Here is a 15,429-nt window from a genome sequence, read left to right on the forward strand (position 1 = left end):
CATTTATCATTTATCATTTATCATTCATCATTTATCATTTACAATTCATCATTTATAATTAAATAGTAATTCCTGTAATTGGTGGTATTTCTTCTCTTATTCTGCCTTCATCCATATTTAATGTCCTGAATTTAAATAATACATGAGGTACAATTTTGGCTCCCAGGCATGTCCACAAGTTGCTTAATTCTCTGAAGTCTATGTGAAATAACTCCGCTTTAATGGTATTATCGTCAATCATAAATTGTGGATTTCCCTGAAAAAAACCGATAACACCTGAAAGGAATTTCAAGGACTCGGCATAATCAGTAAAATAAGAACTGAAAAGCATATATAAATTAATATGCAAAGGCATATCAGTACGAATCATTCCTCCTCCAAAATTCAGATTAGATCCGTCTCTTTCAATATTAAGTAAGGTGACCACAATTTTATTGTCCTCTCTTATGGCAATACTTCCGTCCTGATTGATTAGGTTCGAAATGATGACGACATCTTCGTAAGAACCAAATTTGGATTCGAGATAATCTTTAAGTTCACCTGCTATAATTGGAATTACTTCATGGATCATTTATTTGTTTTTGTTGTTTTTGAAGCTGCTATAAGTACTTCTTTTCTGTTACATAAAATGTTATTGATCAGATTGGCAATTGTTCGGGTAAACAATACTCCAAGAAAAACTGCACCAAATCCTACAAGAAAAACTACCCATTCTTTGTTATTCACCCTTGGAAAGACCATTAAATAAAAGAAAATTGAAAATAGCAGAGCAGTGCCCACAGCTATAAATAATTTCCTCAAAGTAATCCCGGGTAGAAGGAATATAATTACCGGGATAATTACCTTATTGTATAACTTCTTAAAAAGTCCCATTATTTTCTAAATAAACTGATTAACTTGGATAAATAAACTCTTGCAAGGATCATAATTATTAATATTCCCAGAATACCTAGCCCTACATAAACTCCGACTGTATTTCTTGGTATTATATTTAAGCAAAATAAAAAGCCAAATGTCGCAATCAACCATCCCCCAAGTGTATGAAGTAAATATTTCTTATATTTCGCAAGGATGTTCCGTGCTTGCCAAAATTTAATTACGGAATATGGAAATCCAAATGACAGAAACCCAAGAAGCGTCCCGAAGAAATACCAAATCAATTTATCAGGGATCCTTCCAAAGACATCTGCTATAGCTTTCCAATATTTAGTACCTTTTTCGATATTATTGTACCCAATGCCATGTAAACTAATTCCTAAAATGCCGAGAGACTTCAGCCGGTCGTACTTGAAAAGCCTTATGTGTTCATCATCATAGTGAAATTCGTTCCCATTTTTGAACTTAAATTTGGTCATACTGGAATCAGTCTCATTCGCAGATTCTTTGACAAATGATCTATCGGCCATTTTATTCATATTGTCGTAGGAAACGATTGGATTCATGCGATCAAAAACCAATTTATCAATAGTTGAATCCCTTTTTAGATTGAGGCCTAGGTAGGCAAATTCTACTATCAATTTTGAAAGTGGAATTCCAAGTTTTTGTAAAGAATCTACATCAAACTTTAAAAAATTATAATTTCCCTTTACGAACCACTGCAATTGTTCGTCATTGATTTCTTCGAGGTCACGACTATAATTTTTGTAGATCACCAAATCAAACATTGGTATGATTCTTTTAAGTAATTCATTTCCTACATAATAGAAATTATTTTCTTCGTGTATTATTGGAAGCTTTATACCAAGTTTAGCTCCTTCAGAACCCGGAAACAATTTCTTCTTAATCTTTTCAATGAACGTCTTAAAGTTTTGAATATCCTCGGGAGAAGTTAGTTGCGCCGGGATATTTTGAATATCAAGAATGAGTCCGAATTGACTTTCTTCAATTTTATATTTTTTTATGATATCTCTGCGAAATATTCTGATTCTGTCGATCAAAGTATCCTGGACATTATGATTATTAGTTAGGAATCCATAGTAAATAGCTTGGTTAGAGAAACCTCCACCTACGTCTCCATAACTTGAAACTTGAAAATAAAGATCGATATCTCTATTTTGTTGGATCAAATATTGGTAAATATTAACACTATCTCCACTTTTACTAGCTTCCTGTCTGGAGCTAATCCAATCAAGTTCTTCCTTATTTCTTGGGTTACCAGTTAATAAATTGAGATCATAATTTCCAATAATAGATCCCGTAAGCAAGTTGTAATAGAAATTTTCATAAGAGTTTTTCTTTAAAAGCCATAGCGGTTCATCAGCGATCACTTTATATTGTGGACGTAAAATATAATCTGCCGGATCGTCGCTTCCATTCTTCATGTTACTAAGTCCCTTTGCAGCCTTCTTGGTATTTCCGCGATTGAAAAGACTACTTAACCCTTGACTAAAAATAGTTTCAGTCACTAAACTAGAGCAACATATCAACAATGTAATATATAGTTTGCGATATTTCATTATTGTATTTGTGGAAGTGTGTATGTCTCGAAAATAGCATAAATACTCACCGGGCTTTGCTTATTATGATTGCAACTACATAAAAAAACCGGACTATTATTGGTGATGGATTTAAATCCGAATAACTGACCTGTATTGCCTGACAATCCATTAGTCATTGATGCATAATTAAGGCCGCTCTCAAAAAGTAATTTGTTTGAATTATCGACCAGGGCAATCTCAACATTGTCTATACTTCCATCATCTAAAGGAATTGGAAATGGGCGAGTTTCAAGGTTAGTGGCTTGATCGTGTATTCCTTTTTGGTAAAATATTCCATTCGAATATTCAGAAAGAGGAGTTGGATTATTTATCGGATCATTCAATTTTAATTCCTGCGTAATTAGTCTATATATTCTATAATGCTCTGAGGATATACCAATCCAATAACCAAAAAACTGAGAATCGCTTTCATTAATATATGGAACAGGTGTACATTTTCTTTTCTCATTGACCGTGAAGTCAAATTGATTCAATAAGTTTTGGATGATAGGTGGTTGTATTTTTGGTAATAACATTACTTTTTGGTCTGAACGCATCACGTCTTTCATTCCTTCCACCATTTGTTTTAGAGATTCCTGACTATCTTTTCGAGCTTGTTCAAGTTGTGCATTCATCTCTGCTATTGAAAGAGGCTTTTCACTAGTTTTTGGAAATTCTCCACCTCCACCTCCTCCACCTGCGCTGGCGGGTTTAGACGAAAGTGGATTGCCTGTCGCATCGTTTTGTTTTGTCTCAGAAATAAAAGTTTTTACTTCACAAAATTGACTCAAATTTGCTTTTTTATCTTTCTTGCCTAACGACATTATCTTATCAATTACTCCTTTCGATTTTAAATTTTTCGGATCCAAATACATGAAAACATCCAACTGAAGAGGCTCTGTAATTGCTTGCTGAAAGCCCTTATCCATGGTGGATTTTATTTGAAATTGAGGAACTTCGACCGTTATCCCATTTGCATTTTTACCTTCACCGACAAGTGCAGTAATTGTATTTTTTGAAACAGGATAGCTGATGCATAATTTATTATCAAGACCCTTGGAAGGAGGTTCTAAAAGTGTTGATTTTACGGTGATTGGTGGTTTATCTCCCAGCCACTTACCTGAAATCTTTTCTAGAGTAACATTGTAAAATTGATCTTTTTTATTTTGAGTATTGACTTCAAGTATATAATCCCCATTAGCAGAAATATTCAAGTTTGGCAGTCTGTCTCCTATCTTGCCTGTTCGAATAATTTCTAAACTTGGTATTTTTTTTATCGTAAAATCAACATTTTTATCAATTACTACATTTCCATTCCTATCTCTGAAAGTAAGTTTTAAAACATCATCATTTTTTAAAGCCAATAAGACTTTAGCTGATTCTGCCTTTGAAAGTCCAAGGTTCTTTATTTCAATTTTTGAAGTTTTGGGCGCCTGAAAAGATGTTGAAATAAATCCTGAAAGCAGTAATATCAAATATTTTGGGATTAACCTTAACCGCATATTATGTATATTTTATATTGAATTGCATCAAAGTCGAACTATGCCTGCCGAGTTGAATTACATCCTTGTCCTTTAGTAAGTGTCGCGAACCTTTACTTAGATACTCTTTATTAATAATTATCTCTGCATGGCTAGTGAGCACGACACCTTCATTAGTAAGGTTGATAGAAGCGTGCGATTCTTCCGCTCCGGGATCTGTCCATTTAATAAAAATTACGTTTTTAGGTGAAGAACCAATAGTAACTGTAGCTCTGGAATTAAGAATCTTACTGATCGGAATCACCCGTCCACTCACTTGATCCGGAGATTGCAAGGTCAGTTCATATTCCTCTAATTTGTTGAGAACGTTCGTGACAATATATCCGGTAAGCCCACCCAGAATTATCAGTCTGAGAATATTAATAAACTCAATAAACAATTGCCGATTACTCGAAAAATCTTTATAACCAATATTGGTTAATTCAGAACTTAAATGATAGATAAAAAATGACAATAAAACTCCGGCACTTGTAGCAATGATCGATCTCTTAAAATGAATGGATGGACTCGAAATTGATAATGCCAATGATAAAATTATTGCAAAAAACGTCCAACCTATAAACCCACTTAGAAATGGATTAATCTGAAATTTGAAAGTTAACGCATTTATAAGACCAAAAATGAATGCATTTATTATACCACACAAGATTATTTTACTAATACTTATAGCTAGATGTGGCCTAATGATACTAGAGAAATAGTCAGCCATTATTAATGCTGCTCCTAGCCCAAGGCCAATACCAAAGCCAATACTTGTCTGATGAACTATATTTTCTTTAAAATAATATAAATCAGTATTCGGATTGACAGTGCTGTCATAAAGACCTACGAATATTCCGCCAAAATTTATTGAGGATAGCAAAGGAATGATGAGCAGTGTCAGCATCCAAGCGATGAAACCTCCGCATGTCCCGTAAAAAAGCCAGTTGAATTTTTTCATATTGCCTGACTGCGAAAAAAACTTATAATTAATATCTGATTTTCCGCACCCATCGCATCCCAGATAATCCATACATTCCGGATAAGATGGACATTGATTCCCAAGACCTTTCCAAATATAATAGGGTACTATTTCTTTACATCTGGTGACGACCAGGCTACCTTTCTCAATTGGTTCATTAGTCATCGTATCCAATTTTACGATGTTATTGATTGGAAAATAGGGGGATACATATTTTTTGACAAATCTTTTTTCTTCCAAAAAAGGATACAAGATGCTTAATACAAAAAATACGGTTAGAAGAAATAGTATTCCAAAGAAAATACATGAGAGCCAGAATATCCAATCTTTACTTAGTTCTTTTATATTAAGCGGATAATCACTACTGCCAAAAGAATAGGAAATGGTATCCTTTAATCCAGTCCCTTTCCAAAGGAGGTTTAATATTCGGGGTTCCCCCTTGTAATTAGGTTTTCGCGTATCAAGTGTGAGCGCATATTTAAAATTGAAATTTGAAATTAAGACTCTCTGGAAAATCCTGTGAAACCTGGTTAAATTTGGATCTGTAATAATTGTATCATAGGGACATGGGGTCTTTAGAATATAATTTTTCAAATAAGCAGGAATTTCTATTTCTTCCATCAAATAAGGAACAATTACAGGCGCTGCATTTCCAACATATTTTTTTGTATTGGAGGGCATGACTTTATCAATGGTGGCGTCACTGTTGCCTATATTGTCTGAATTTATAAAGTATAGATAACATGCGTTTTCAAAACAATTTCCTTCCTCGGTATGGAGTTGATTGATATTTAATAAATAGGGACTACTCACAAAATTGCGGATCGAGGCAGTATCAACAGCTTTTTTACCTTTAAGTATTTTGTAAAAATTGAGACTATCAGAGATCAGAATTGGAGTAAAATATCCGCTTATTTTCTTTTTATTAATATTATTAATTTGCTCGTTGACTCTTCTAAAAATAGCTGTTTGGTCAGAAGTGCCGTAGCTGACATGCATAATTATATTGTGCGTATCTGGGATTTGCCTAATATCTGTGATTTTTAATGCATTGTTATAGCCAAAAAATGTTTCATTTACTTCAAAATCCAGTGCACTGCTTAAATAACTTTTGTCTTTTAGGAATCGTGTGAAATTTAATTCCAATCTTCCTTTTTTATCTTTTGGCAGATAAATGGAATCTATGCGCAGAAACGATTGCCCGGGGCGCTGCGAAATGGCATTCCGACCAAATGTGACAGACAGTAAAATTATAAACAGAGCTAACTTCTTCATCATAGCGTTGTCAAATTCTCTTTTTACGCATTTTTATAAATGAATCTGTCTTTAAATTGAATTTGATGCGGGCGATATAGTACCCAGCCATAAATCCCAGCAGTGTGGTGCCCAAAAGCATGATTAATAATTCGAAAAATGTTCTCATATAATATTATTTAATGATTTTTTGAATTTGTAGATCGACCCTTCGGTTTTTAGCTTTCCCTTCAGATGTATTGTTGTCATATCGCGGATCTTTTTCTCCTTTCGATTCGCATTTTGTGTAGATTATACCAAGATCTTTTATTTGGAGTTCAACGAATTTGGCGCGGCCCATTCCCAGTTCCAGATTTTTCTCATCACTTCCGTCATCATTTGTATTTCCTACGATATTTAAAACAAAATTGTCTTTTCCTTTTACAAAATTGACCACATCAATTAGGTATTGCTTGAGTGAATCAGATACCAGCATCGTCGAGAAATTTTGTGAAAAATAAATTGGTTGTACGATAGCCAATAAGCGACTTTCTTCCGGAGCACTCACGATGTGATAATCTTGTATACTCAAATCGTAAGCATTAAATATCATTTCGTGGTATACATCCAGATCAAAAGAATCAATCGATGCTGAGCCAATGATGATGCGCTCCGGATCGTATTGAAGTGAATCAATAAAATAACTTTTTAATTGCTGAGCTCGCTTATAACCCAGGTCACCAAGTTTTTCTTCATTCAATTCGATTTGCTCATAATTTCCGATGATCCTTAATTGCTTATTTGGATGGGAGGTCAGATATTGTTTGATGATTTTAAAATCAATTTTAAAACTATCGGGGCAGTAAAATTGCGGTTGACTCGATTCCCACATGCACCTGATATTACCTTTCAGTTGATAGGAGAAATTTAAGTCTTTCAGAATAGTAGGCTCCGGTTCGAGTGAATGCACCCGGCATTTATTTAAAGCGAATTGCAAGGTATTGTCTTTAGGAGCGTCATTCCTGTCTGCGACAAAGAAAAAATAGTACAATGAACAAAGGATGATCCATGCGACATAGATCACGATCAACTTTTGAATATAGGGCAGACGCAAATAATACATTTAGCGGATGTTTGATTTCAGATTAATCAATACCATTTCCGCCTCATCATTGGGAATATTTATCTGTGATGCGATCTCGAAAACATCGGATCTTGAAGTGTTCTCATCGATGCAAGCACTCAGTGTTTCTAATTTGGCTTCCTTTTCTATTTGTTTTAATTGTGAGATATTCATACCCATCTGTTGGCCGTATTCATGTATAATTGACATTTCACTTTCATGGGGCTGAAAGTCAGCATAACTCATGAGAAAGGCACATTTAAGAATTTGTTGTTTTGCATTCATTGACAGCGATTTGATCTCCATGGGAGAAATGAAATCCATTTGCCTTATTTTATCTGCATTGCCCAATTCTTTTGGGATAATTGATTTTAATAGATCTTCTTCTTCAGAAGTTAATTTACCATCTGCATCACATATTTCTACAAGCAATCTCGCCAGAACTTCCTTTTCCAATCTGTTTAAACCGGATTCATTTGATTTTTCAGGTGGGGTATTTTGTCTGGATTGCTTTTCTTCTTTAGGGAGAATGGAAATTTTTTGTCTATCAGGAAGACTTGGTGCCCATGTGCCGCTTTGCTCATCATACATATATTTGGAAGAGACCTTGTCAAATGCCTTAACCACGGCTTCATGAATATCATCTTCATCCGGTTCATTGTGATTGGAGACATTGCTTGGGACGGTTGCTCTGACGATAATAGAGCCTGTTCTGCCGAGCATTCCGCCACCTAGTAACTGAAATATAGATCGGGAGGCAGTGGACCTCGCCCTATTTACGAGTTGCCTCTTGACAGTATTTCCGACCTTACCCATGACGGAATTATCTCTGGGGATGGTCGCTGAAGAGTCAATCGTTTCGCCATCGGCATGCAAAAAAGTACACCGTACCTGCGAACCATTGACTTCTACATCCTGTATCAAAGCCTCGATAGATTCATAAGTTGTTTCAGTCATCTTTTAATTCATTAAGTTTGCAATAAGTACAATCTGTAAAAAGCACATGAAGCTCTTAATTTCCAATTATTTAGCCGCCATTGGTGGACTATCGCACATTAAAAACCTCAGAAGCCACTCTTTATGGTGTTCCATCACGGCAAAAGGTATCCATCAACAATGGAAAGAATCATATAATTATGAAAGTGGGGAATTTCAGATTGTCATAGAAAATGATGGCGCCCCATTCATGACCACTGAAGGAAATAGAGCTGAAGCAGTCCGAAGAACCAACCAAGAATCACAAAAAATAAGTGTTGAAGAACTGGCAACCATCCATAGCACAATCATGTTAGTTCCGGAGGTTTTATTTCTGGAGGAAGCATACATCAATTCCATCGCTGATATCAGTTTAGAAATTATTGGCGAAGAGAAAATATTAAAGTTCAGTAGATCACCTTACTTATACACCTACATCTTCAATGTTGCTGATGGATTAAAAAAGGAAATTCATCTGAGTGATATGTCTGACAGCAATATCGCTTTGACGATCAAGTACAAGGACTGGCGTTATGTCGATGGGCTGCTGTATCCTTTTGTGCAGGAGATGGTGAGTGTGCATCAGGAGTCGGTAAGGCGGGTGGAATACTTAAAGATTGATACTATTATTTAAATTTGTCAATTCTTCTTTTGTGAAAATAATTGGAAACTAATATTCCCCCCCTTAGGCACCATTTTTCCCCTTCTCACACTAAGTTTCATACAACATTGCGGAACGTTGTGCATCACTGCGTAATATTGTAAACTCTACTCTGAAACTTTTAAAAATGAAGAAGATATCATTTTTGCTACCCACCTTATTTTTTTTAAATTTTGGGATGGCCATCAGGACGTCCTCTGGTGGAGTAAATCCTCTACCCGCCATTGATCAAATCCTCACCTTCACTGAAAATAAAGGACAATTAACTGATCTTAAAGGAAATCTGCGACCTGACATCTTATTCTGTTCTATGCAAAAAGGCATGAATATTTACATTAAGAATAATTCAATTATATATTTATTCCAGGAGCGTGTCGGCAGCAAACTGTTGCCTATGGGTCAAAATTCATTGACCGAAAATAATACCGGCCAATTACACACCTACCGCATTGAAATGAAACTATCGGGCAGCAATCCAAATGCTCTGGTGGAAGTAGAAGGTGAACAAGCCGGCGTGACGAATTTTTATTTACCACATTGCCCGCAGGGTATTCTTGGCGTTAAAAGTTATAATAAAATCACGATCAAGGAGGTGTATCCGGGTATTGATTGGGTCGTCTATGTGAAAGATCAAAAGGCCATAGAATATGACTTTGTAGTGAGACCCGGGGCAAATATTGACAATATTAAGATAAAATATGATGGAGCTATAGACCTGAAAATAGCCGAAGATGGAAGTCTAAAAATCAAATCTCCGCTTGGAGAGGTAAGCGAATCTGCCCCTAATTCTTTCACCCAAGATGGAGTATCTATAAAAAGTGGTTTCAATTTGAATACTAATATTCTTTCATTTGAAATAGAAAAATATAATCTGAACCAAAGCCTCACTATTGATCCAACTATTGTATGGCAATTGGACTATGGAGATTCAGGGACGGACGCAACTTCTTGTAAAGTGGATTTGAGTGGTAACTTTTATCTAGCCGGTAATACAGCTAGCTCCACCGGCATTGCATCCGGAGGCTTCGACAATACTTTTAATGGAGGCTATGATGCATTTGTCGCTAAATTCAATAGCGCCGGAACAAGAATTTGGGGCACCTATTATGGTGGAGGTGGCGATGAATTTGTCAAAGGAATTGCAATAGATCCTTCAAATAATGTATTGATCTGTGGTTCGACGACAAGTGACGCTGGGATTGCATCCGGTGGTTGGGACAATGTTTTCGGCTCAGGCACGACCGATGGATTTATTGTAAAATTTAATACTTCCGGGGCAAGGATATGGGCGACTTATTATGGTGGAACAAATGGTGACGAAGTTGCAGATATTACAACCAATGCTTCCGGAGATATATACTTTGCTGGAACGACTGGTTCGACTGCAAGCATATCTACTCCAGGAAGCTTTCAACCGGTTAGGTCTGAATTATTAGATGGTTTTTGGTAAAATTTAATAGTGCAGGAAGTAGGATCTGGGGAACATATTATGGTGGTAATGAGATCGACGTTTGTTATTCAATCGCAGAGGATACTGATGGGAATGTATTTATCGGAGGCAGTACAAGGAGTGGAAATGGTATCGCAAGTCCCGGCGCATGGGATACGGGATATAATGGAGGCACTGACGGATTCCTGGCGAAATTTAACGCTAGCGGAGGTAGAATTTGGGGCACCTATTATGGAGGCATAGACGTAGACTATTTCACAGAGATAACTACAGATAGCAACAATAATCTTGTGGGAGTAGGTACAACTACCAGCATAAGTAATATTGCATCCGGAGGATTTGATAATAGCAATGGAGGTGGTTATGATGCATTTGTAGTTAAGTTTAACAACAATGGAACAAGAATTTGGGGCACGTATTTTGGAGGTGTAGGGTTTGAAGAAGGATATAGCATAGAATGTGACCCAAATAATAACATATATGCAGGAGGTTATGCAGAATCTAGTGGGCTAAGTTATCAAGGATTTCAAAATACTAATAATGGAGGGGATGCATTCTTAGTTAAGTTTAACAGTGGAGGTTCCAGAATATGGTCTAGCTATTATGGAATCAGTAACGTGATAGAGCAACTTGTAGGCATATCTTGTCTGAATTCAGATATACTTTATTTCTGTGGCTATAACGCTTTTTCCATTGGATTGGAAGGAGAAGAAGATAACAGGAGCATTCAGTTAGGAAAAGGTTTTTTAGCGAAAATAGACATCTGCAATATCATCCCTACCAATATTAGCGCAACGATTTGTTCAGGTCAGACATATAACTTCAATGGACAGCAACTCACTTTGAGTGGTAATTATAGCACAAGTTATGTCGCTTTTTCAGGGTGTGACAGCCTTGTCAATTTGACACTGAATGTTATCAATGTTATTGTGACCACTTCTTCTACGCCTGCGCGCTGTGATCACCCTACCGGAACTGCGACTGCAATGGGTTCAGGTGGAGGACCTCCGTATAGCTATCAATGGAGTAATGGGGGATTGACAGGGACAATATCCAATTTGGTTTCTGGAAGTTATACCGTGACTGTTACTGACATAAACAATTGTAAAAAAATTGAAACTGTCGTAGTTCAAAATATAATTGGAATCTCTACAATTAATCTGAATTTTACTCCAACGACTTGCGGCCTCAATAACGGTACTGCAAGTGCTATAGGGATAGGAGGTACAGCACCTTTGGAATATTCATGGAGTAATTTTTCTAATAATTCTAATTTAGTGGACCTTCCGGGAGGTCCTTACTCAGTTACGATTACAGATGATAACGAATGTACTTATGATACTTCTTTTTTTATTGCATTTTCGCTTGAATTAACTTCGAATTTTGATACTTTATCCCCTCTTTGTGGACAAAATAATGGAGCTATATCTATCAATGTCCAGAATGGAATTGGTCCATACATCTTCGAATTGATCGGTCCTGTCCACATTGTTTCAAATTCATTAGATGAAGATAACTATACTTTCGATAACCTTCCCGCCGGTAATTATTTTTACCGAGTCACGGATTCAATTGGCTGTATTGTTGAAAATATAGTAACACTTATTAATGATAGTGGGCTATCAGGAACCTCATCCTCGTTACCGGTAATTTGTAATGTGAATGGATCGATAACTGTTAATATTCAAGGAGGCAGTCCTCCCTATATTTATTCGATCGATGGTCCAGTACAAGCAACTTCACTTCCTATTAATGATTTGACTTTTACTTTTAATGCTATCCCTCAAGGTAATTATCAAGTTATAGTTCTTGATGTTAATCAATGTTTATTTTTATCAAATATTGGTGTTTCATTTGAGAATAATCTATCGAGTAATGAGATTATAGTACCAACGCATTGCGGAAAAGCTGCTGGAAGTATCGAAATTTCTGTTACTACAGGCCATTCACCATATACGTATTCAATTATTGGGCCTGTTCAAATGAGCAGTCCGATTACACCAATGAATACTTTTGTTTTTAATAATTTACTTCCAGGCAACTACACCTATAACATCATTGATGGCTCAGGCTGCATCATTACAAAAGATTTTATTATTGAGAACTTACCCGGAGTTAATCTCAACTCTGAATTCGTCCAAAGTGATTGTGGGCAATTAAATGGGTCGATTACACTCACAGCGCTGCAAGGCATTCCTCCATATGTATTTACTTTATCAGGTCAAGCCGCCCAGACTTCCGGAAGTGTAAATAATTCGATTTTTACATTTTCTGGTCTTGGCGCTGGAAGCTACTCCGCCTCCGTATCTGATATGACAGGTTGCTTATCTGCATTGGAAATAATTATTACTGACAAAAATGGTGTCAGTGGAGTTACAAATGTTACGGGATCAAATTGTAATTCTCCTGATGGTGTTCTGAATGTCAAAGCAGTTGGAGGCATAGCGCCATTTGTCTATGAATTGTCGGGAGTTACAACAGCATCATCTGGCAGTATCCAAGAGAATAACTACATTTTTTCAGGATTGTTATCTGGAATATATGAAATTAAAATAACGGATTCCATGGGTTGTATTTATATAGAAATGGATACCATTTTATCATTAAATACACTATTAATCACAGCAACAGCCTCGCCATCAGAATGTGTTAGTGCAACCGGAGCTATTTTGATTGAATCAAATGGTGGCAGTCTTCCGATTGTATATGAATTATTAGGGGCAACAATTATTTCCAGCGGAACGGTAAATTCTACTTCATTCAATTTTGAAAAATTATTGGCCGGGCCATATGATATCAAAGTGACTGACTCAAAAGGATGTGTTGCTGAATTGCAAGTAAATGTTGAAAATCAAAGTGGATTTAAGTCTGAAATGACAGTAATTTCAACAAGGTGTGGCGATTCAAATGGAAAAATAACATTAGCTTCCATTGATGGGATGGCACCTTTTTCATATTCTATTACCGGTCCAGTGACTTCTTCTATAAATGGAATTCAAAATACCCTATTCACTTTTGAGAACCTACCGGCTGGTGAATACACTTACAATATAGTGGATGGACAAAATTGCAATATCATGGGTTTAGCTACAGTGAATAATAGCACTAGAATAAGTTTTGAAGCAAGTCTTTCTGGGTTTAGTTGTGGTGGTGGAAATGGCACAATTACTATAAATAATGTGGTAGGAAGTCGGCCTTTTAGTTATAAGTTAAATGATGGCCAAGCTACTATGGACTCTGTTTTTTTAGGTTTAATTTCTAATACAAATTACCTTTTGGAAGTATTGGATGCAAATGGATGCAGAAGAGACAGTACTATTCTGACTACTGCGGATATTAGTTTTAAAGCAGTGACAGACACTGTTTACTTTGATTATTATTCAAATCCTGTAATATTCAATGTAATAGAAAATGACGAATTGAATGGTATAAATAATTTTGAAGTTAACCCGGTTAATAAGCAAGTATTTAATAGTAAACTCGAACCAATAGGTACAATCATCAATGCATTGGGAGTCAGTGGAGAATTTGAATTTTACTATCATGGAAATTACAATAGCATAACAAAAAAATATGAATTGTTTTATCCAATGGACAAAGAATTAATCTACTATCTATTGTGCACAGAGGAGTGCCCGGGAGCATGCGATACGGGCACTATAGTATTATTGAGTAAATATGAATGTATAGACAATAACAAGGATTATGTAAATACATTCACACCGAATGGAGACGGTCAAAATGATGTGTTGGTGCTTCCTCAATTTCCTGAATGTTCAGTTCAGGCATCAGAATTTAAAGTTTTTAACAGGTGGGGCAAGGCCGTATTTAATTCAAAAAATTATGCAAATAATTGGGATGGAAAAAATGATCAGGGTACTGATTTGCCTGAAGGTACTTATTATTATGTGCTGCAATTAAAAACCAAGAATGGTAAAACTCATGTAATTAAAAATTTTGTAGAATTGATAAGATGATAAATATTATTCAATTACCAATAAATTAATTTTTATGAAATATAAATTAACAAAGTTATGGCAAGGATTCATGATAATAATGCTTATCATGATTGGATCACAATCTATATTTGCGCAGCAGCTTCCACTTTTCACTCAATACCGTGAAGTTCAAGGCTTGATCAACCCTGCCTCTGTCAATCATGATTACTTTCTGGAACATTATAATGTGAGTGCAGGTGCCACATATCGCAGTCAATGGAACGATATCGCAGGTCATCCGGTGACAAGTGCTGTAAGAGCTGAATATATCATTGTACCGGAGAAAACAACCTTTAGCTTGTTGACCGGTGCATATTATTTGTCAGATAAGGCCGGCCTTACAAACAAACAAAGTGCTTACTTAAGACTGGGAACTATCTATTCTCAAAATCCTGCAAATAGCGGTATTGGAATAGGAATGAACTTAGGAATGGTCTGGAACTCATTTAATTTTGGGGGAGTTAAACTGTCTGACCCTTTTGATATCTCTATTGATGGTGTCGACAGAACGAGTTATGTAGATGTGGGTGTCGGAGCGTATTATTACAAAACAATCAGACAAGGTGCTCTTAAGGGAGATCAGTTATATGCCGGCATTTCTGTTCCCCAGATAATGAATCAATCTTATGTGGTTAAAAATGGAGAGCAGTCGTTTACCATCAAGAGGATTCCTCACATATATGCGCATGCAGGCTACTATAAAACATTGTCTGAAAAAATGTATCTTTCAGGAAGTTTGTGGTATAAATACGCCAAGGGATCCAAATCGGTCATCGATTTTAATGCCAGAATGTATATGTTTGATAAGTTATGGGTAGGAGCAGGAATTTCAACAATTGGAATGATTCATATCGAAGCTGGAACCATATTGGGTAAATATTTTAATTTTAATAATTTTAATATGAAGATCGGATATGCAGCGGATCTAAATACAGGAGAACTTGCTCAAAATCTAGGAATAAGTCACGAAATAAATTTTGTATTTTTCTTTGACACTGAAAATAAATAAA

The 15,429-nt window shown here is 35.9% G+C and carries 11 protein-coding genes; 4 read left to right on the forward strand and 7 right to left on the reverse strand.

Translation table 11 applies throughout. From position 1 onward, the window contains the following. Window positions 1-58: 58 nt before the first annotated feature. The 7 genes from IPI15_RS00625 to IPI15_RS00655 form a co-directional block, all read right to left on the reverse strand. Entirely contained in the window at window positions 59-571 is a 513-nt protein-coding gene (locus IPI15_RS00625; protein WP_287402451.1) for a Pvc16 family protein, read from the reverse strand. Continuing rightward, the gene (locus IPI15_RS00630; RefSeq protein ID WP_287402453.1) at window positions 568-873 is read right to left on the reverse strand and encodes a hypothetical protein; all 306 of its coding nucleotides are present in this window, start codon (window positions 871-873) and stop codon (window positions 568-570) included. The genes IPI15_RS00625 and IPI15_RS00630 overlap by 4 nt, the downstream gene beginning before the upstream one ends. Continuing rightward, window positions 873-2,456: a hypothetical protein gene (locus IPI15_RS00635; protein ID WP_287418795.1), complete on the reverse strand. Its 1,584-nt coding sequence runs from the start codon at window positions 2,454-2,456 to the stop codon at window positions 873-875. The genes IPI15_RS00630 and IPI15_RS00635 overlap by 1 nt, the downstream gene beginning before the upstream one ends. Then, on the reverse strand, window positions 2,456-3,979 hold the full coding sequence (locus tag IPI15_RS00640; protein WP_287402457.1) for a hypothetical protein: 1,524 nt from the start codon (window positions 3,977-3,979) through the stop codon (window positions 2,456-2,458). The genes IPI15_RS00635 and IPI15_RS00640 overlap by 1 nt, the downstream gene beginning before the upstream one ends. A 1-nt stretch (window position 3,980) precedes the next feature. Next, window positions 3,981-6,257, reverse strand: a complete 2,277-nt coding sequence (locus IPI15_RS00645; protein WP_287402459.1) for an FHA domain-containing protein — start codon at window positions 6,255-6,257, stop codon at window positions 3,981-3,983. Between the two features lie 151 nt (window positions 6,258-6,408). Further along, window positions 6,409-7,335, reverse strand: a complete 927-nt coding sequence (locus tag IPI15_RS00650) for an OmpA family protein (protein ID WP_287402460.1) — start codon at window positions 7,333-7,335, stop codon at window positions 6,409-6,411. Continuing rightward, window positions 7,336-8,292, reverse strand: a complete 957-nt coding sequence (locus IPI15_RS00655) for a tellurite resistance TerB family protein (protein WP_287402462.1) — start codon at window positions 8,290-8,292, stop codon at window positions 7,336-7,338. A 46-nt stretch (window positions 8,293-8,338) separates the two neighbouring features. Between IPI15_RS00655 and IPI15_RS00660 the strand changes: the two genes are divergently transcribed. From IPI15_RS00660 to IPI15_RS00675, 4 genes are all read left to right on the forward strand, one after another. Next, a complete protein-coding gene (locus IPI15_RS00660; RefSeq protein WP_287402463.1) occupies window positions 8,339-8,944 on the forward strand; it encodes a hypothetical protein in 606 nt (201 codons plus the stop codon). Between the two features lie 154 nt (window positions 8,945-9,098). After that, the gene (locus tag IPI15_RS00665; protein WP_287418797.1) at window positions 9,099-10,421 is read left to right on the forward strand and encodes a DUF7948 domain-containing protein; all 1,323 of its coding nucleotides are present in this window, start codon (window positions 9,099-9,101) and stop codon (window positions 10,419-10,421) included. Next, window positions 10,415-14,398: a T9SS type B sorting domain-containing protein gene (locus IPI15_RS00670; protein WP_287418799.1), complete on the forward strand. Its 3,984-nt coding sequence runs from the start codon at window positions 10,415-10,417 to the stop codon at window positions 14,396-14,398. The genes IPI15_RS00665 and IPI15_RS00670 overlap by 7 nt, the downstream gene beginning before the upstream one ends. Before the next feature lie 34 nt (window positions 14,399-14,432). Beyond that, entirely contained in the window at window positions 14,433-15,428 is a 996-nt protein-coding gene (locus IPI15_RS00675) for a PorP/SprF family type IX secretion system membrane protein (RefSeq protein WP_287402466.1), read from the forward strand. Window position 15,429 lies beyond the last annotated feature (1 nt).

The organism is Candidatus Brachybacter algidus (assembly GCF_016707225.1).
In the GTDB taxonomy this organism is placed as follows: Bacteria; Bacteroidota; Bacteroidia; order Chitinophagales; family Saprospiraceae; genus Parvibacillus; species Parvibacillus algidus.